Origin of the sequence: Kitasatospora sp. NPDC052868, assembly GCF_044547105.1 — a bacterium.
Taxonomy (GTDB): Bacteria; Actinomycetota; Actinomycetes; order Streptomycetales; family Streptomycetaceae; genus Kitasatospora.
Window position 1 is genome coordinate 184,155 of record NZ_JBITZW010000005.1, and the last position, 17,285, is coordinate 201,439.

The following is a 17,285-nucleotide window of genomic DNA, read 5'->3' on the forward strand; positions in this document are numbered from 1 at the left end:
CCTGATCGGCACGAGCCCAGACCTGACCGCCCCTCGGCCCTCCGGCCGAGGGGCCGTTCGGCATCCCGGGCGCACACCGACCGCCCGGACCCCATCCCCCGAAGGGTGATTCCGCATGGCTTCGAAGATGAGCGGGGCCGGCCTCGCCGCCGCCCTGGGCGCCGCGATGCTGCTCGGCGCGGGCTCGGCGCAGGCGGCGCCGAACCAGAGCGGTACCAACCTCCAGCGCACCGACGTCGGCCAGGCGCTCGGCGGCACGACCGCCGGCCTCGGCTACGGCGTCGCACCGCTCAAGGACCTGCGCCTGGACCCGTGGGCCAACTCCTCCGCCGACGTGCTGAACAACGGCGCGACCGTCCAGCCCGACAACTCCGGTCTGGCCCCGATCGGCACCGGCACGCTGACCGGTCCGCTGAGCGCCGGCGGCGGCCCGCGCGACCTGCCGGCCGTCGGACCGCTGCTGGGGGTGCTGCCGGGCTGAGCCCGGTCGCCCGCACGCCCAACGGCACGCGTGAGCCCCGGTGTCCCGTCCGGAGGGGACACCGGGGCTCACGCGTGCCGGAACCGACGGCCGGAGCCGACGCTCAGCCGCGGCGTTCAGCCGCGGCGCCGGGCCCGGTCAGAGCTGGCCGAGCCCGGTGAGCGCGGCCTGCTGGAGGACGCCGGTGGTGGTGGCGGTCGTGGTGGTCGCCAGGTTGTCCACCGAGTCGGTGACCGAGATCCGGTCGTCCTCCTTGCCCAGGCTGGCGGTGGCCCCGGGGACCACCTGGACGGCCCCGGTGATCAACCGCGGGTCGAGCTCGTCGACCTTCAGCCGGCCGTCGGCCAGCTGGCCGGTGCCGTCCTGGGCCAGCGCCAGCGGCTTGCCGACCCCGATCCCGGGGGTGTCGGCGTGCAGCGGCGTGTTGGGGGCCTCCAACAGCACCTCGCCGAGGTCCGCGCCCTGGTCGACCAGCGGCAGCGGCAGCTCGGCCTTGGCGGTCGGGCCGACCTTGCCGATGCCGAGCGCCGGGACGATCCGGTCGGGGATCAGCTCGCCGCCGGTGGTGCGGCCGGGGACGGCGGGCATCACCAGCGAGGTCGGGATGCCGGCGGTGACCCGGCTGCCCAGCGGGGAGAGCGGCACGTCGGCCGGCACCTGCTGGGTGGCCAGCGCGTCCTCCACGGCCCCGACCTGCTCGGGGCCCACCGAGGCGGCCGACGCCGCTCCCTGGGAGGCGAGTACGCCCGCACCGACCGCCAGCAGCATCGCGCCGGCCCGCTTGGAGAACTTCATGCTCTTCACCGTTCTGCCTGTCCGTCTGGAGACCTCTGAGACGGCTGCGGGGGAGCAGCCGAAAGCGGACGGCTGCCGGGAGCAGCCGAAAGCAATCTGCCTCAACGAGCGACCGGGAGCCCGGATTGCGGCGGTTAACCGGTTCGGCCTAATAATCCGACCGGGAAGCGTTTCGCCGACGAGCCTCCCGGACTCTTTTCAAAAATCCCCGTAACCTTCCGTGCCGTCGTTCTTTGATCTGAATGTCAGTGACGCAGACCGGGTCTGATGCGTTGAACGCGTTGTCCGCACGGAAACCAAAAGCATTTCAGAGAGGGATCTCCCCATGATCCAGAAGTCCTTCGCCGCTGCCGGCCTCGTCTCGGCCGCGCTGGCCATGGCTGCGGCCCCCGCCTCGGCCATCGGCGACTCGGATGGTGCCGCCGCCTCCCTCCAGGGCAACGGCGGCACCAACTTCACCGGCACGGTCGGCGACAACAGCCCGAACTTCCACTTCCTGGACAACGCGAACGTCTGCCTCCCCGAGATCCACAACATCGCCGTGGGTGTGCTCGGTGTGGCCGTCCCGGTCGAGGTCCCGATCGCCAACAGCGGTGGCAAGCAGTACTGCACCCAGGGCCAGGGCACCCAGAGCAAGGGCGACGCGGGCGTCTCCCACCTGGTCGGCTGACCCTCGCGTCCCACCGCTCCACCGCTCCACCCTCCTGAACCACCCTTCGAATCGCTCCCCGATTCACCCCGAGAGGAAAACCGGAAATGATCAAGAAGTCCTTCGCCGCCGCCGGCCTGGCCGTCGCCGCCCTCGCGATGTCCGCGGGCTCCGCCTCCGCCATCGCCGACTCGGACGGCTCCGCCGTCTCGGCCCAGGGCAACGGCGGCACCAACCAGACCGGCACCCACGGCAACGGCAGCCCGAACTTCCACACCCTGGACAACGCCAACGTCTGCCTGCCGGAGGTCCACAACATCGCGGTCGCCGTCGTCGGTGTCGCGGTGCCGGTCGAGGTGCCGATCCTGAACAGCACCCCGAAGCAGATCTGCAACGTCGGCCAGAACACCCAGTCCTCGGGCGACGCGGGTGTCTCGCACCTGATCGGCTGATCAGGGGTCACGGCACGGACGGAGGGCCCGGGGAGGTTTCCCCGGGCCCTCCGGGCTTGTGCGATCAATCGACCGGACGGTCCGTCCGGGTGACATGCCGTCACTGCGGCGCGTGCGGGAGCGCCGAGGACGGTCGCGTGTGATCACGTGTAATGACCGAACCCCCCTCAGGAGAGGAAGTTCCATGAAGAGCAAGCTGGGCAAGGCCGCGCTCACCGCCTTCGGCGCGCTGGCGCTGGCGGGCGTCGCCACGCCGGCGTTCGCCCACGTCGGCCTGGCCGGCGGCGGCGAGTTCGTCGCCTCGGCGCACCCGGTGTTCGCGGCCGGCGAGTGGTGGGGCCTCGCGCACACGTCCCACATCCACGCCGGCGCCCACGGCTGGGGTGCCGCCACCTCCACCGACGCGCTCGGCGGCGAGGAGGGCTTCGCCCACGTCGGCTGACCCCCCGGACAGCCGCGAAGGCCGGTCCCCCGCGCGGGGGGACCGGCCTTCGTCGTGCGGTGCGCCGGACGCTACTTGAGCATCGCGGCCGCCTCCAGCGCCCAGTAGGTGAGGATCTGCTCGGCGCCGGCCCGGCGGATCGAGGTCAGCGTCTCCATGATCATGCGCTCGCGGTCGATCCAGCCGTTGGCCGCGGCGGCCTCGACCATCGCGTACTCGCCGGACACCTGGTACGCCGCCACCGGGACCGGCGAGGCGTCGGCGACCTGCCGCAGGATGTCCAGGTAGGCCATCGCCGGCTTCACCATCACCAGGTCCGCGCCCTCGGCGAGGTCCTGCTCCAGCTCGCGCAGCGACTCCCGGGCGTTCGCCGGGTCCTGCTGGTAGCTCTTGCGGTCGCCCTTCAGCGAGGAGCCGACCGCCTCCCGGAACGGGCCGTAGAAGGCCGAGGCGTACTTGGCGGTGTAGGCGAGGATGCCGGTGTCCTGGTGCCCGGCCTCGTCGAGGGCCCGGCGGACCACCGCGATCTGACCGTCCATCATCCCCGAGGGGCCCACCAGGTGGACGCCCGCGTCGGCCTGCACCCGGGCCATCTCGGCGTAGCGCTCCAGCGTCGCGTCGTTGTCGACGCTGCCGTCGGCCGCCAGCACGCCGCAGTGGCCGTGGTCGGTGTACTCGTCCAGGCAGAGGTCGGACATCACCACCAGGGCGTCGCCGACCTCGGAGACCACGTCGCGGATCGCCTGCTGCAGGATGCCGTCCGGGTTGGTGCCCTCGCTGCCGACCGCGTCCTGCACCTCGGGGACGCCGAACAGCATCAGGCCGCCCAGGCCCGCCTCGGCGGCCTCGACCGCGGCCTTGCGCAGGGTGTCGCGGGTGTGCTGGACCACGCCCGGCATCGAGCTCACCGGGACCGGCTCGCTGACGCCCTCGCGGACGAACAGCGGCAGGATCAGCTCCGCCGGGTGCAGCCGGGTCTCGGCGACCAGGCGGCGCATCGCCGGCGTCGAACGCAGTCGGCGGGGGCGTACGAACGGGAATTCAGCGGACACGGCTTCTCTCTCCGAACGGTTGTGCGGGGCCGGGGGCGACGGGTGGCCGCCCCCGGCCGCAGACTTCTCGAAACGGCAGGGCCTCAGCGGGCCTTGCGGCGCGAACCGGGCCGGCGCTCGCTGGGCCGGTAGACCGGCTCACCCGCGGCGGTCGCGGCATCGCGGCGCTTGGCCCCGAAGTCTGCCAGGGCCTGGGCCAGCGCGGCCGCCGACGGCGCCGGGGCCATCACGTCGACCCGCAGGCCGTGCTCCTCGGCGGTCTTGGCGGTGGCCGGGCCGATACAGGCAATCACGGTCACGTTGTGCGGCTTGCCGGCGATGCCGACCAGGTTGCGCACGGTCGAGGACGAGGTGAAGAGCACCGCGTCGAAGCCGCCGCCCTTGATCGCCTCGCGGGTCTCGGCCGGCGGCGGGGACGCGCGCACCGTCCGGTACGCCGTCACGTCGTCGACCTCCCAGCCGAGCTCGACCAGGCCGGCCACCAGGGTCTCGGTGGCGATGTCGGCCCGCGGCAGCAGCACCCGGTCGATCGGGTCGAACACCGGGTCGTAGGGCGGCCAGTCCTCCAGCAGCCCGGCCGCGGACTGCTCACCGGAGGGCACCAGGTCCGGCTTCACGCCGAAGTCCACCAGGGCCTGCGCGGTGGTCTCGCCGACCGCCGCGACCTTGATCCCGGCGAACGCCCGGGCGTCCAGGCCGTACTCCTCGAACTTCTCCCGTACCGCGCGCACCGCGTTCACCGAGGTGAAGGCGATCCACTCGTAGCGGCCGGTGACCAGGCCCTTGATGGCCCGCTCCATCTGCTGCGGGGTGCGCGGCGGCTCGACCGCGATGGTCGGCACCTCCTGCGGCACCGCGCCGTACGAGCGCAGCTGCTCGGAGAGGCCGGTGGCCTGCTCCTTGGTGCGCGGCACCAGCACGTTCCAGCCGAACAGCGGCTTGGTCTCGAACCAGGAGTGCGAGGAGCGGTGTGCGACCTGCTCCCCGACCACGGCTATCACCGAGGTCGCCGGGTCCACCGGAGCGGAGACCGGCGAGGGCAGCACCCTGGCCGTCTTCAGGTCGGCCGCGATGGTGGCCAGCGTGGCGGTGAAGGTGCGCTGACGGGTCGTGGTGCCCGACAGGGTCGCGCTCAGCGCGGACTCGGGCTTGCGGCCGTTGGACACCAGCGCGTTGGCGGTGGCCGGCAGCTGGCCCAGGGTGGTGCGCACCACCAGGGTGGTCTCCGGCGCGCCCAGGTCCACCGGACTGCCCGCGAGCAGCGCGGCGCCGTCCACGAACCGGACGTCGGTGCCGTTGCCGCCGCGCAGTGGCACACCCGCGTAGGCGGGCACGCCGACCGACTGGGCGACGCCCGGGATCACCTCGAACGGGATGCCGCCGCCCGCGCAGCTGAGCATCTCCTCGGCCGCGCAGCCGTCCAGGCCGGGGTCGCCGTCGACGGTCCGCACCACGTGCTTGCCGGACCGGACGGCCTCGGCGACCAGCGCGGCCAGGTCGAACTCGGCGGCCTCGGCGCCGGGGGTGTGCACCTGCACGCCGACCGGGCAGTGGCTGCGCACGGCGGCCGCGGTGAGCGGGTCCGCGACCAGGATGTCGGCCGAGGACAGCACCTCGACCGCACGCAGGGTCAGCAGGCCCGGGTCCCCGGGGCCCGCGCCCAGGAAGGTGCACCGGCCGGGGGCGGCCCCACCCCGCAAGGAGCCGTCGCCCGGGAAGGGGCTGTCGGCCGGGAACGGAAGGTCGGTGGCAGCGGTGGGGCTCATCGGGCTCGCTCCCCCATGAGGGCGGCCGCGCCCGCGTCGAGCAGCCGGGCGGCGAGGGCGAGGCCGAGGGCCGTCGCCTGCTGCTCGGCGGTCTCGTCGAGGACGATCGGACCGTCGGCGGACATCTTCAGCAGGGTGGCGCCGTCGACGGTGCCGACCACGCCCTCCAGCCGCAGTTCGTACTCGTGGCCCCAAGTGGCCAGGGCGGCGACCGGTGCGGAGCAGCCGGCCTCCAGGGCGGCCAGCAGGGCGCGCTCGGCCGCCACCGCGACCCGGGTGGGGGCGTGGTCGAGGGCGGCCAGCTCGGCGGCCAGTGCGGTGTCGGCGGCGGTGCACTCGATGGCGAGCGCACCCTGGCCGGGGGCCGGGGTCATCAGCTCCGGGTCGAGGTGCTGGGTGATCTCCGCGCCGCGGCCGAGCCGGTTCAGACCGGCCGCGGCGAGGACCACCGCGTCCAGCTCACCGGAGGCGACGAAGCCGATCCGGGTGTCCACGTTGCCGCGTATCGCGACGGTCTCCAGCGCGCCGCCGCGGGCCGCGGCCCAGGCGTTCAGCTGGGCCGTCCGGCGCGGCGAGCCGGTGCCGATCCGGGCGGTGCGCCCGGCGCCGGCCAGCTTCTCGACCAGTTCGTCCAGGGTCAGGCCCTCGCGCGCCACCAGGGCGTCGCGGGAGTCCTCGCGCTGCGGGACGGCCGCCAGCACCAGGCCCTCGGGGGCCGCGGTGGGCAGGTCCTTCAGCGAGTGCACGGCGAAGTCGATCCGGCCTTCCAGCAGGGCGTCCCGCAGGGCGGAGACGAACACGCCGGTGCCGCCGATCTGGGCCAGCGCCTCCCGGGAGGTGTCGCCGTAGGTGGTGATCTCCACCAGCTCGACGGGGCGCCCGGTGAGGCGGGTCACCTCGCGGGCGACCATGCCCGACTGGGCCATGGCGAGCGCGCTGCGCCGGGTGCCGAGCCGCAGTGGCGCGGTGGCGGCCGGGGCCTGGTCGGAGAGTGGTTGACCATTCATGAGGTGATCGTCCCGGTGGTACTCGTGGGATGGCTGACGGTTCATCGGACCCCTCCGACGGCGTGGGGTCCGCCGGCGGGCTGCTGAGCGCCGACCGGGGTGCCGGAGACCGCGTGCACGGCCGCCGGGTCGAGGTCGAACAGCTCCCGCAGCGCGTCCGCGTAGGAGGCTCCGCCGGGCTCGGCGGCAAGCTGCTTGACCCGCACGGTGGGGGCGTGCAGCAGCTTGTCGACGACGCGGCGGACGGTCTGGGTGATCTCGGCACGGGAGCGCTCGTCCAACCCGGGCAGCCGGGAGTCGAGGCGGCCCAGTTCGGCGGAGACCACGTCGGAGGCCATCGCCCGCAGCGCGACCACGGTCGGCGCGATACGGGCGGCGCGCTGGGCGGCGCCGAAGGCGGTGACCTCCTCGGCCACGATGCCGGAGACTGCGTCCACGTCCCCGGCGCCGGGGGTGGCGGCGTGGGCGTGCGAGAGGCTCTCCAGGTCGACCAGCAGCGCGCCGGGCAGCTCGTGCACGGCGTGGTCGACGTCGCGCGGCATGGCCAGGTCGAGGAAGGCCAGCGGCGTCCGGGAGCCGCGGGCCGCGACGGCGGCGGCGACGTCCTCGGCCCTGATCACCACGCCGGCCGCGCCGGTGCAGGAGATCACCAGGTCGACCTCGGCCAGCGCCTCGGGGACCTTGGCCAGCTCGACCGTCCGGGCCGCGCCGGGGCCGAGGATCTCGACCAGCCGCTCGGCGCGCTCGGGCGTGCGGTTGGCGATCAGCAGGCTGCCGACGCCGGAGCGGACCAGCGTGGCGGCGGCCAGCGAGCTCATCGAGCCGGCGCCGACCACCAGGGCCCGCTTGCCAGCGATCTCGCCCGCACCGGCCGCGACCTGCTCCAGGCCGAAGGTGACCAGCGACTGGCCGGCCTTGTCGATGCCGGTCTCGCTGTGTGCGCGCTTGCCGACCCGCAGGGCCTGCTGGAACAGCTCGTTCAGGCCGCGCCCGGCGGTGTGCTCCTCCTGGGCCTTGGCCAGCGCGTCCCGCAGCTGGCCGAGGATCTGGCCCTCGCCGACCACCATCGAGTCCAGGCCGCAGGCCACCGAGAAGAGGTGGTGGACGGCGCGGTCCTCGTAGTGGACGTAGAGGTGGGAGGTCAGCTCCTCCAGGTCCACCCCGCTGTGGTGGGCGAGCAGCAGCGACAGCTCGGCGACGCCGGCGTGGAACTTGTCCACGTCCGCGTACAGCTCGATCCGGTTGCAGGTGTTCAGCAGCGCGGCCTCGCCGACGGTCGCCGTGGCGGCCGCGTCGTGCAGCAGCCGGGTCGGGACGTCGCCGGTCAGCGCGGCGCGCTCCAGCACGCCGACCGGGGCGGTGCGGTGGCTCAGCCCTACGACGAGAAGACTCATGCCCGCCCCCTGGTGCCACGGTTCTCGGTTCTCATGCCGGCATCACCGCGGAGCGCTCGCCCTCGCCGGGGTTGCCCTTGGCCGGCTCGGCCGCGTCCTTGGCCTGCTCGGCGGCCGAGCGGCCCTTGCCGCTGCCGCCGGCGGCGCGGCGCAGCTTGGCGGCGGCCGCCCGGACCGGACCGGGGGCGCGGTCCAGCACCGACTCGGCGCGGTCCGGCTCCTCGCCGGCCTTGCGCTGCTCGTGGAAGGCCAGGATCTGCAGCTCGATGGAGAGGTCCACCTTGCGCACGTCCACGCCGTCCGGGACGGTCAGCACGGTCGGGGCGAAGTTGAGGATGCTGGTCACGCCGGCCTCGACCAGGCGGTCGCAGACCTGCTGGGCGGCACCGGGCGGGGTGGTGATGACCCCGATCGAGACGTGCTGGCTCTCCACGATGGACTCCAGTTCGTCCATGTGGCGCACCGGCAGGCCGGCCGCGCTGCTGCCGACCACGGCCGGGTCGGCGTCCAGCAGGGCGGCGACCCGGAACCCGCGGGAGGCGAAGCCGCCGTAGTTGGCGAGGGCGTGCCCGAGGTTCCCGATGCCGACGATGACGACCGGCCAGTCCTGGGTCAGGCCCAGCTCGCGGGAGATCTGGTAGACGAGGTACTCGACGTCGTAGCCCACCCCGCGGGTGCCGTACGAGCCGAGGTAGGAGAAGTCCTTGCGCAGCTTCGCGGAGTTCACGCCGGCGGCGGCCGCCAGCTCCTCCGAGGAGACGGTCGGCACCGAGCGCTCGGAGAGCGCGGTGAGGGCCCTCAGGTAGAGGGGAAGGCGGGCGACGGTCGCCTCCGGGATTCCCCGGGCACGCGAGGGTCGGCGCGCGGCGCCCTGGTCGGGCGTCTGCGAACTGCTCTGTGGTGATCGGCCGATTGCCACGGTGCTCCTGTGGGTGAAGCTGGGCTTTGGCAGCCAGGCTATGCGTTTGTGAACGTGTGCACAAAGATGGTGTCCGATTTGTCCATGCACAGTGATGCGCATCACGCCGAGGACCCCATAGCACCGGTCTCTGTCAGCACCACCGCCGGGGGCTGTGCGCCACGTGGCCAGGGGCCGTACAGCGCCTCCCGGCGAAGCAGCGGGACAGGTGCCCCGGACGGCCGCGACCGGGCCGGACCCAGCCTCGGCCACGGCACCCGGGCGGCCTCGCGCAGCGGGCCCGCCCAGTCGTCCGGCGGGCCGGACGCCGCCCGCACGCAGTACCGCAGCAGCTCGGCGGTGACCCGGGCGTCGCCCAGCGCGGTGTGCGCCGGGTACCAGCCGAGGCCGGCCGCCTCCGCGCTGGCCGCCAGGCCGAAGCCGCGGGCCTGCGGCAGGTGCGTACGGGCCAGGCGCATGGTGCAGAGCAGCGGGACGGGCGGCAGCGGCACGCCGATCCGGGCGAACTCGCGATCCAGGAAGGCGTGGTCACAGGTGACGTGGTGGCCGACCAGCACCCGGCCGGCCAGCAGCTCAAGCAGCCGCGGTGCGATCTCGCGGAAGCGGGGGGCGCCCTCGACGTCCTCCTGCGCTATCCGGTGCACATGGGTCGGGCCGACCGGGCCCAGCGGGTCGAGCAGCGTGGAGAACTCGTTCTGCGGGTCCAGCCGCTCGTCGAGCAGCACCACGGCCACCTCGACCACCCGGTGCCGCCACGGGCTGCGGCCGGTCGCCTCCACGTCCACCACCGCGAAACCCCCGGCCGCCGCGGCGGCGGGCATCCCCGGGGTCGGGACGGGAAGCATGGCGGCACTCCTCGCGTGCTCAGCCCCCCATGGGCGCAGACGAGTTCGATCGTAAGCCGACGAACACGGCCGCTCCCAGGCCGATACCGGGATTCTTCACAACGATTCGGCGAACCGCCCCCGCCGGTCGGCGGGGGCTGGCGGGGGCTTCAAGGCGCGTTCTAGGCCCCGAGGGCCGCGCGCAGGCGGCGCTCGTCGACCCGCCAGAAGTCGTGCTGGCGGCCGTCGATCAGCGTCACCGGGATCTGCTCCGCGTACTCGCGGTACAGCGCCTCGTCCTGTGTGATGTCCTTCTCCTCGAACGCCGCGCCCAGCTCGGCCGTCACCCGCAGGAGCACCTCCCGGGCGTCGTCGCAGAGGTGGCAGCCCGGCTTGCCGATCATGGTCACCGTACGGTCGGCCGGCTTCGGGCTCTTGCTCTTGTCACGTCGCAGCAGTGGACTCACCCGGCCATTGTGCGCCCGACCCGCCCCCCGCCGGACCACCGGACCGGCAGCCCGTCGGCTACGCGCTGTTAACCGCCGGGGCACGCCGCCGTCACGGCCGCTCCCGGCCCGGCTGGCTATGCTCGGTGCCATGGCCGTGCTCCGAAGGCTCACCCAGACAAGGCGTCCCACCACCGAGCGGACCGCCCTGGCCGGCGAGGCCGCGGCCGCGGCCGCCGAGGCCGCCCTGCGCGCCGAGCCGCACCCCGCCCCGGCCCGCCCGGAGCCCCCCTCGGAGTCCCAGCCCGAGCAGCCCAGGCCCGGCAAGGCCCCCAAGGCGCCCGCCGGGAACCACACCCCCGAGCCGGACGACCCGCGCGCCGCCGCCTTCTTCGACTGCGACAACACCATCCTGCGCGGCGCCGCGATCTTCTACCTCGGGGTCGGCCTCTACCGGCGCGGCTTCCTCACCCGCCGCGACATCGCCCGGTTCGCCTGGCAGCAGGCCTGGTTCCGGCTGCACGGCGCCGAGGACCCGGACCACATGGCCGACGCCCAGCACACCGCGCTCGGCCTGGTCGCCGGCAAGCGCACCGCCGATCTCGAAGCCCTCTGCGAGGAGGTCTTCGAGGAGGTCGTCACCGACAAGATCTGGCCCGGCACCCGCGCCCTGGTCCAGATGCACCTGGACGCCGGGCAGCGGGTCTGGCTGGTCACCGCCGCCCCACTGGAGGTGGCCCGGGTGATCGCCCGCCGGCTCGGCATGACCGGTGCGCTCGGCACCGTCGCCGAGGCCCAGGGCGGCCTGTACACCGGCCGCCTGGTCGGCGAGCTGCTGCACGGCCCGGCCAAGGCCGCCGCGGTCGGCGCGCTGGCCCGCCGGGAGCGGCTCGACCTGGACCGCTGCGCCGCGTACAGCGACTCGGCCAACGACATCCCGATGCTCTCGCTGGTCGGCCACCCGTACGTGGTGAACCCGGACGGCGCGCTGCGCCGACACGCCCGCACCCAGGGCTGGCGGGTCCGGGACTTCCGGACCGGGCGCAAGGCCGCCCGGGTGGGCCTCCCGGCCGCCGCCGGGCTCGGCGTCCTCGCGGGCGCGGCCGCCGCCGGGGTGGCCCTGCACCGCCGCCACCGCGCCTGACCCCCGGGGCCATCCGGCCCCGCCGTCGGTCCGCGCCGCCCCCGGCCGCCCCGAACCGCCGCGCGCCGCGCCCGGGATCGCACCCGGACCGGGCTCCCCTGCGCGGGTGACCACCCGTCAATCCACGCGCTGACCAGGCCGCTCGTACGGGCGAACTCCCGCGCGCCGCAGGCCGGTCCGCGCCCGTCTTGCGAACCTGCCAGCCAGTGACCGGTTCTGATCGTTCGCCAGGCCGGGAAAGTCAGGGGTTGCCGGGGCCTGAGACAGGGAAACCGTCCGCCGGACCGCCAAATATGTCACCCGGCGCACCCGTTCGATCACGTTGAGCCGGATGAACGATGACACGTTCGGTCAGTGTCAGCCGAATATGCACGCCATGTGGATCCCAAACGACCACTTCGACCACACGGTGTAGCTGTCATTGCACAAAGCGTTATTCTCTCCTGGATGCACGTCACCCACGCGCCCCTATCGGACGGGCTGCGGGGCCGTGCTCTCCGCGCAGGCGGAGGTGATCCGTCCACAGTTCTGCCTCTGGGAGTCCCGTGTACCCACCCGTCCGGAACGACGCGCCTGCACCCTCCCGCCCGTCGCCCGCGCCCCTGCGCTCCCGCACCAGCCTCCGCGGCCGCCCGGCCTCCGCCCGGCAGATCTCCACCGGCCTCGACCTGTTGCGCAGCATGCTCCTCAGCCAGCTCGCCACCTCGCCCCAACTCGTGCCCGCCGGCGCCTCCTTCGGCCAGGCCCACGCCCACCCCGGCGGCCTCGCGCTGCGCACCACCGCGGCCGGCTCCACCGGCACCGGCTCCCGCGGCCGGGCCGGCACCACCGGCCGCAGCCGGGCGAGGACGACCCCGAGTCCCGGCTACGAGACCGAGCACAACCCGATCATGGAGCTGGTCGAACGGGCCCAGGCCGGCGAGAGCGAGGCCTTCGGCCGTCTCTACGACCACTACTCCGACACCGTCTACCGCTACATCTACTACCGGGTCGGCAGCCGGGCCACCGCCGAGGACCTCACCAGCGAGACGTTCCTGCGCGCGCTGCGCCGGATCGGCACCTTCACCTGGCAGGGCCGGGACTTCGGCGCCTGGCTGGTCACCATCGCCCGCAACCTGGTGGCCGACCACTTCAAGTCCAGCCGGTTCCGGCTGGAGGTCACCACCGGCGAGATGCTGGACTCCAACGAGTGCGAGCGCAGCCCGGAGGACTCCGTCCTGGAGTCGCTCTCCAACGCCGCCCTGCTGGACGCGGTGCGCCGGCTCAACCCGCAGCAGCAGGAGTGCGTCACGCTCCGCTTCCTGCAGGGGCTCTCGGTCGCGGAGACGGCCCGGATCATGGGCAAGAACGAGGGCGCCATCAAGACCCTCCAGTACCGCGCCGTCCGGACGCTGGCCCGGCTGCTGCCGCCCGACGCCCGGTGAGCGGCGCACCAAGCGGTGGCTCCGGCGGGGAGATACCCGCCGGACCGTCACCGTCGGTGCCGGTCCGACACGTCCGGGTGAACGGTCGGTCCGATGATCAGCCGTGCGTAACCGACCGCCCGCACCGCTCGTTGGCCAGCGTGCAAGCCTCCACCAGGCGTACGGTCAAGTCGAATTGCGACCTCTCACCCGATGGAGTGGCTTTGGCCCGCCGAGGCAACCGTCCGGCAGGCCGGGGTGTCGACAACGACGAAGGGAGGTGTGGCCCGTGACGGCAAACGTGCTGGAGCACCGGCGCGCGAAGGCCTTCGCCGAGGCGCTGGAGGCCCACCAGACAGAGCAACGCGGCCCCGCCAACGCCGAATCGGCCAACACCGCTTCCACCGGCGCAGGTTCGGCCGCCATGGCGGAGCTGATCGGCATGGCCGGCGCACTCGGTGCGCTGCCCGGTCCGGAGCTGGACCCGGAGGTCCGGACGGTCCAACGAGCCCAGCTGATGGCCGCTTTCGAGCAGGCCTTCGCCGGGGGGACGGGCGCGGTCGTGCCCCGGCAGCGCCGCCACCGGGCGGTCCGGATGGCGCCCCGCGGCCGCTGGAGCCGCCGGTTCGCGATCGGCGGGCTGGTCGCCGGGCTCGCCGTGGGCAGCCTCGCGGGCGCTGCCGCCGCCAGTACCAACGCCCTCCCCGGGGACACGCTGTACGGCATGAAGCGCGGTCTCGAAGGGCTCCGGCTGGACCTCGCGGACTCCGACAGCGAGCGCGGCGAGCTGCTGCTCGACCACGCCTCCACCCGGCTCGACGAGGCCAACAGCCTGATCGGGCGGGTGGACACCGGTACCTCGCTCAGTCCGGGCACGGTCGACCAGGTCCGCCGCGCGCTCGACGACATGCACGCCGACGCCATCAAGGGCCGGGAGCTGCTGCGTTCGGTCTACCGCAGCAACGGCTCGCTCGACCCGATGCGCACGCTGGCCGGGTTCGCCCACGACGAGGACGGGCGCTGGACCGATCTGCAGAGCAAGCTGCCCGTCCAGCTGATTCCGCAGGCCCACCTGGTGGACCAGCTCTTCGACGACATAAGCGAGGACGTCGCGCCCCTGCGCCTGGTCCAGCCGCCCGCCAAGGGCAGCGGTCCGAGCGTCGGGTCGGGCGGCGGCGACAACCCCGTGTCCGGCGGCCGGGCGGACACCCCGGCCGGTGGCGGCAGCGTCGCGCCCGGTGCCGGACCGGCCCAGGGCGGACCGGGAGCGGCGGTCGGCGGCGGCAAGGCCGGCACCGCCGACCGGGCGCCGAGCGCCGGGGCGAGCACGCCCACCGGCGGCGGGAGCGGCGGACCGGCGCCCAGCAGCGCGCCGAGCAACCCGGCGGACCCGGTCGGCGGGCTGGTCGACAACCTCACCAGCGGGCTGACCGGCGCCAAGCCGTCGCCGAGCGCCGATCCGGCCCCGGAGCAGGCTCCGCAGCCGTCGGTCTCGCCCAGCGCCGCCACGGGGGCCCCGCCGGGCGTGGACGTGCCACCGCTGATCCCGGGTCTGCTGCCCGGACTGCGGATCCTGGGAGGCTGACCGGCAGCGGTCGACGGACAGCGGCCCGGGGGCCGGCGTGAGTACGCCGGCCCCCGGGCCGTTCGCCGTCGCGGTACCGCAGGGCTCAGAAGACCGCAGGCTCAGAAGGCCGCGGAGCCCGTCAGAAGAACACCGAGCGCCGCTGCACCAGCAGCTTGTAGAGGGTGTGCTGGATGGTCTCCCGCACCTGGTCGGTCAGCTCGAAGACCAGCATCGGGTCGTCCGCCGCCTCCGCCGGGTGGCGGTCGGTCGGGATCGGCTCGCCGAACTGGATCGTCCACTTGGTCGGCAGCGGCACCGCACCGAGCGGGCCCAGCCACGGGAAGGTCGGCGTGATCGGCACGTACGGCAGGCCCAGCAGCCGGGCCAGCGTCTTGAAGTTGCCGATCATCGGGTAGGTCTCCTCCGCCCCGACGATCGAGCAGGGCACGATCGGCACCCCGGCCCGCAGGGCCGAGGCGACGAACCCGCCCCGCCCGAACCGCTGGAGCTTGTACCGCTCGGAGAACGGCTTGCCGATGCCCTTGAAGCCCTCCGGCCAGACCCCGACCACCTCGCCGCGCTCCAGCAGCGCCTGCGCGTCCTCGTTGCAGGCCAGGGTGTGACCGGCCTTGCGGGCCAGCTCGTTGATGCCGGGCAGCACGAACACCAGGTCGGCGGCGAGCATCCGCAGGTGCCGGTGCTCCGGGTGGTGGTCGTGGATCGCGACCTGCGTCATCAGGGCGTCCAGCGGGACCGTCCCGGAGTGGTTGGCGACGATCAGCGCACCGCCCTCGGACGGGATGTTCTCGATCCCGCGCACCTCGACCCGGAAGTACTTGTCGGCGAGCGGGCGCAGCAGCGAGAGCAGCACCTCCTCGGTGAGCTCCCGGTCGAAGCCGAACTCGTCCACCTCGTAGTCGCCGGTGATCCGGCGGCGCAGGAAGGCCAGCCCGTCGGCGGCCCGGCCCTCCCAGCCCTTGCCGAGCAGCCGGGTGGCGGCCGGGCCGAGCCGGCCGGCCAGCGCCCCGCCGACGGCGTCGGCCAGCTGGTCGGCCAGGCCGGCGGGCCGGTCCGGCTCGCTCCAGCTGGGCGCGGACTCGATCGGGATGACCTTGGCCTCGCCCGTCGCGTTCACTGCTGCGGCACTCATCGCGGGTTCAGCTCCTGGGTCGGTTCGGACGGGTGGGCGGCGCGGGGGGCCCGACGGGTCCCGGGTGCCCGGAGTGCCGGGCGTGCTCGGGGCCGAGCAGCGCGGCCAGCCGGTCGGTGACGGCGGTGAGCCGCTCCGGCGGCAGCAGGCCGGCGGACTGCGCGGCGGCGAAGTCGGCGAAGGCCTCCGGGGTGGTGAACCGCGGCTGGTAGCCGAAGGTCTCGCGCAGCAGCGTGGTGTCCACCACCCGGCCGTGGGTGAGCAGCCGCAGCTGTTCGGGCGAGAAGTCGACCATCCTGGTCTGCCGGGCCACCGACGCCATCCAGCTGATCGCCGGCAGCAGCAGCGGCAGGGTCGGCCGGCCGAGCCGGCGGGCGCACTGCGAGAGCAGCAGCACGCCCTCCCCCGCCACGTTGACGGTGCCGGTGTTCACCGTGCCGGGCCGGGCGGCGACGGCCGCGCGGCAGAGCACCTCGACCGCGTCGTCCTCGTGGACGAACTGCAGCCGGGGGTCGTAGCCGAGGACGGTGGGCAGCACCGGCAGCGCGAAGTACTCGCCGAGCGGGGTGTCCGCGCCCGGTCCGACGATGTTGGCGAACCGCAGCACGCTCACCGCGACGTCGGGGCGGCGGCGGGCGAAGCCCCGGACGTAGCCCTCGACCTCGACCGCGTCCTTGGCGAAGCCCCCGCCGGGGAGGTTCTTGGGCTGCGTCCGCTCGGAGAACACCGCCGGGTCGCGCGGGGCCGAGCCGTACACGCCGGTGGTCGACTTCACCACCAGCCGGCCCACGCCGGGCGCCTTCTGGCAGGCGCCGAGCAGCTGCATGGTGCCGATGACGTTGGACTCCTTGACCGACGAGCGGTTGGTGGAGCCCAGGCCGGTGGCGCTGACGCTGAGGTGGACGACGGTGTCGACCTGGTACTCGGCGATCACCCGGGCCACCGCCGGGCGGCGCAGGTCGAGCTGGTGGAAGCGGTACTCGGCGGCCGGCCCGTCCGGCTCCGCGAGCGGCTGCCGCGGCGGCTGCACATCGACGCCGACCACCAGGTCCACGCCGGGGCGGCGGCGGATCTCGTCGGCGAAGCGGGCCCCGAGCCGACGGGCCACGCCGGTGACGAGCACGACCATGCCCACGGTGCTGCACCCCATTCCTCGGCCTCGGCGGCCTGCGTGCACCGTACCGCGCCGCCCTGTTCGGCCGTGAAACGACACCGCCCGCCCAGGCCACGAGGGCCTGGGCGGGCGGTGGAAGCGCGTGGCGCGCGAGGCGCGGCCGGGGACGCTTACTTCTTGTTGCGACGCTGAACGCGAGTCCTCTTCAGAAGCTTGCGGTGCTTCTTCTTGGCCATACGCTTGCGACGCTTCTTGATGACAGAGCCCACGGAACAACCCTCGCTCACTGAGACTCTCGTCCGTGAGAGACGGAGTCCATACGACTGACGGAGGGCCTAGCCTACCGTCCACTCGGCCAGGGCCGTAATCGTGGTCCCTTTGACCGGGAAACTCGCGGGAAATCCACGGCAAACGGGTGCGGGGCCCACCGGCTGTGAGCCCCGCCCCGCCGACCGCGCCCTACGCGCTCTCGAGCCGCACGTAGGACTCCTTGAGGTACTCGTGAACCGCCTGCTGGGGCACCCGGAAGGACCGTCCGACCCGGATGGCCGGCAGCTCTCCGCTGTGCACCAGGCGGTACACCGTCATCTTCGACACCCGCATGACCGCGGCCACCTCCGCCACGGTCAGGAAGACGACTTCCTGCAGAGGGCGTTCGCCGGAACTCATGACCATCACCC

Annotated in this window: 19 protein-coding genes; 7 read left to right on the plus strand and 12 right to left on the minus strand. The window is 73.8% G+C overall.

Translation table 11 applies throughout. The annotated features are described in order from the left end of the window. Window positions 1–115 precede the first annotated feature (115 nt). On the plus strand, window positions 116–481 hold the full coding sequence (locus ACIGZJ_RS11495) for a hypothetical protein (protein ID WP_396456985.1): 366 nt from the start codon (window positions 116–118) through the stop codon (window positions 479–481). Between the two features lie 138 nt (window positions 482–619). On the opposite strand, the gene ACIGZJ_RS11500 is transcribed toward ACIGZJ_RS11495, so the two are convergent. After that, window positions 620–1,276 carry a hypothetical protein gene (locus ACIGZJ_RS11500; RefSeq protein ID WP_392937390.1) on the minus strand — a complete coding sequence of 219 codons (657 nt, stop codon included), beginning with the start codon at window positions 1,274–1,276 and terminating at the stop codon, window positions 620–622. A gap of 325 nt (window positions 1,277–1,601) precedes the next feature. Here ACIGZJ_RS11500 and ACIGZJ_RS11505 point away from each other — a divergent pair, with 325 nt between their 5' ends. The 3 genes from ACIGZJ_RS11505 (at window position 1,602) to ACIGZJ_RS11515 (ending at window position 2,819) form a co-directional block, all read left to right on the plus strand. Further along, window positions 1,602–1,946 (plus strand): rodlet layer protein, encoded by a 345-nt coding sequence (locus ACIGZJ_RS11505; RefSeq protein ID WP_387946880.1) that lies wholly within the window; start codon window positions 1,602–1,604, stop codon window positions 1,944–1,946. A gap of 86 nt (window positions 1,947–2,032) precedes the next feature. After that, window positions 2,033–2,377, plus strand: a complete 345-nt coding sequence (locus ACIGZJ_RS11510; RefSeq protein WP_387946878.1) for a rodlet layer protein — start codon at window positions 2,033–2,035, stop codon at window positions 2,375–2,377. Window positions 2,378–2,561: 184 nt separating this feature from the next. Beyond that, window positions 2,562–2,819 carry a hypothetical protein gene (locus tag ACIGZJ_RS11515; protein ID WP_392937387.1) on the plus strand — a complete coding sequence of 86 codons (258 nt, stop codon included), beginning with the start codon at window positions 2,562–2,564 and terminating at the stop codon, window positions 2,817–2,819. A 71-nt stretch (window positions 2,820–2,890) separates the two neighbouring features. On the opposite strand, the gene hemB is transcribed toward ACIGZJ_RS11515, so the two are convergent. The 7 genes from hemB to ACIGZJ_RS11550 form a co-directional block, all read right to left on the minus strand. Beyond that, on the minus strand, window positions 2,891–3,871 hold the full coding sequence (hemB, locus tag ACIGZJ_RS11520; protein ID WP_396456986.1) for a porphobilinogen synthase: 981 nt from the start codon (window positions 3,869–3,871) through the stop codon (window positions 2,891–2,893). A gap of 83 nt (window positions 3,872–3,954) precedes the next feature. Next, window positions 3,955–5,637, minus strand: a complete 1,683-nt coding sequence (locus ACIGZJ_RS11525) for a uroporphyrinogen-III synthase (protein WP_396456987.1) — start codon at window positions 5,635–5,637, stop codon at window positions 3,955–3,957. Continuing rightward, window positions 5,634–6,644, minus strand: a complete 1,011-nt coding sequence (gene hemC / locus ACIGZJ_RS11530) for a hydroxymethylbilane synthase (protein WP_396456988.1) — start codon at window positions 6,642–6,644, stop codon at window positions 5,634–5,636. The genes ACIGZJ_RS11525 and hemC overlap by 4 nt, the downstream gene beginning before the upstream one ends. 41 nt (window positions 6,645–6,685) lie before the next feature. Continuing rightward, complete coding sequence (locus tag ACIGZJ_RS11535; protein WP_396456989.1) at window positions 6,686–8,038, minus strand: glutamyl-tRNA reductase; 1,353 nt, start codon at window positions 8,036–8,038, stop codon at window positions 6,686–6,688. Window positions 8,039–8,069: 31 nt separating this feature from the next. Continuing rightward, the gene (locus ACIGZJ_RS11540; RefSeq protein WP_392937376.1) at window positions 8,070–8,957 is read right to left on the minus strand and encodes a redox-sensing transcriptional repressor Rex; all 888 of its coding nucleotides are present in this window, start codon (window positions 8,955–8,957) and stop codon (window positions 8,070–8,072) included. Window positions 8,958–9,058: 101 nt separating this feature from the next. Beyond that, window positions 9,059–9,802, minus strand: coding sequence for an exonuclease domain-containing protein (locus tag ACIGZJ_RS11545; RefSeq protein ID WP_396456990.1), 744 nt, complete (start codon window positions 9,800–9,802; stop codon window positions 9,059–9,061). Window positions 9,803–9,963: 161 nt separating this feature from the next. Further along, a complete protein-coding gene (locus ACIGZJ_RS11550; protein ID WP_392937371.1) occupies window positions 9,964–10,248 on the minus strand; it encodes a glutaredoxin family protein in 285 nt (94 codons plus the stop codon). A 130-nt stretch (window positions 10,249–10,378) separates the two neighbouring features. Between ACIGZJ_RS11550 and ACIGZJ_RS11555 the strand changes: the two genes are divergently transcribed. From ACIGZJ_RS11555 to ACIGZJ_RS11565, 3 genes are all read left to right on the plus strand, one after another. Then, on the plus strand, window positions 10,379–11,371 hold the full coding sequence (locus ACIGZJ_RS11555) for an HAD-IB family hydrolase (protein ID WP_396456991.1): 993 nt from the start codon (window positions 10,379–10,381) through the stop codon (window positions 11,369–11,371). A gap of 680 nt (window positions 11,372–12,051) precedes the next feature. Continuing rightward, window positions 12,052–12,795, plus strand: coding sequence for an ECF subfamily RNA polymerase sigma factor, BldN family (locus ACIGZJ_RS11560; protein ID WP_396457114.1), 744 nt, complete (start codon window positions 12,052–12,054; stop codon window positions 12,793–12,795). A gap of 268 nt (window positions 12,796–13,063) precedes the next feature. Beyond that, window positions 13,064–14,359 carry a DUF5667 domain-containing protein gene (locus tag ACIGZJ_RS11565; protein WP_396456992.1) on the plus strand — a complete coding sequence of 432 codons (1,296 nt, stop codon included), beginning with the start codon at window positions 13,064–13,066 and terminating at the stop codon, window positions 14,357–14,359. Between the two features lie 121 nt (window positions 14,360–14,480). On the opposite strand, the gene ACIGZJ_RS11570 is transcribed toward ACIGZJ_RS11565, so the two are convergent. The 4 genes from ACIGZJ_RS11570 to ACIGZJ_RS11585 all read right to left on the minus strand — a co-directional run bounded on the left by ACIGZJ_RS11570 (window position 14,481) and on the right by ACIGZJ_RS11585 (window position 17,274). Then, window positions 14,481–15,491, minus strand: a complete 1,011-nt coding sequence (locus tag ACIGZJ_RS11570; protein WP_396456993.1) for a lysophospholipid acyltransferase family protein — start codon at window positions 15,489–15,491, stop codon at window positions 14,481–14,483. A 7-nt stretch (window positions 15,492–15,498) separates the two neighbouring features. Next, window positions 15,499–16,626 (minus strand): NAD-dependent epimerase/dehydratase family protein, encoded by a 1,128-nt coding sequence (locus tag ACIGZJ_RS11575; protein ID WP_396456994.1) that lies wholly within the window; start codon window positions 16,624–16,626, stop codon window positions 15,499–15,501. A 149-nt stretch (window positions 16,627–16,775) separates the two neighbouring features. Next, on the minus strand, window positions 16,776–16,874 hold the full coding sequence (locus ACIGZJ_RS11580; RefSeq protein WP_003948845.1) for a 30S ribosomal protein bS22: 99 nt from the start codon (window positions 16,872–16,874) through the stop codon (window positions 16,776–16,778). A 190-nt stretch (window positions 16,875–17,064) separates the two neighbouring features. Further along, window positions 17,065–17,274 (minus strand): helix-turn-helix domain-containing protein, encoded by a 210-nt coding sequence (locus ACIGZJ_RS11585; protein ID WP_148644250.1) that lies wholly within the window; start codon window positions 17,272–17,274, stop codon window positions 17,065–17,067. Window positions 17,275–17,285 lie beyond the last annotated feature (11 nt).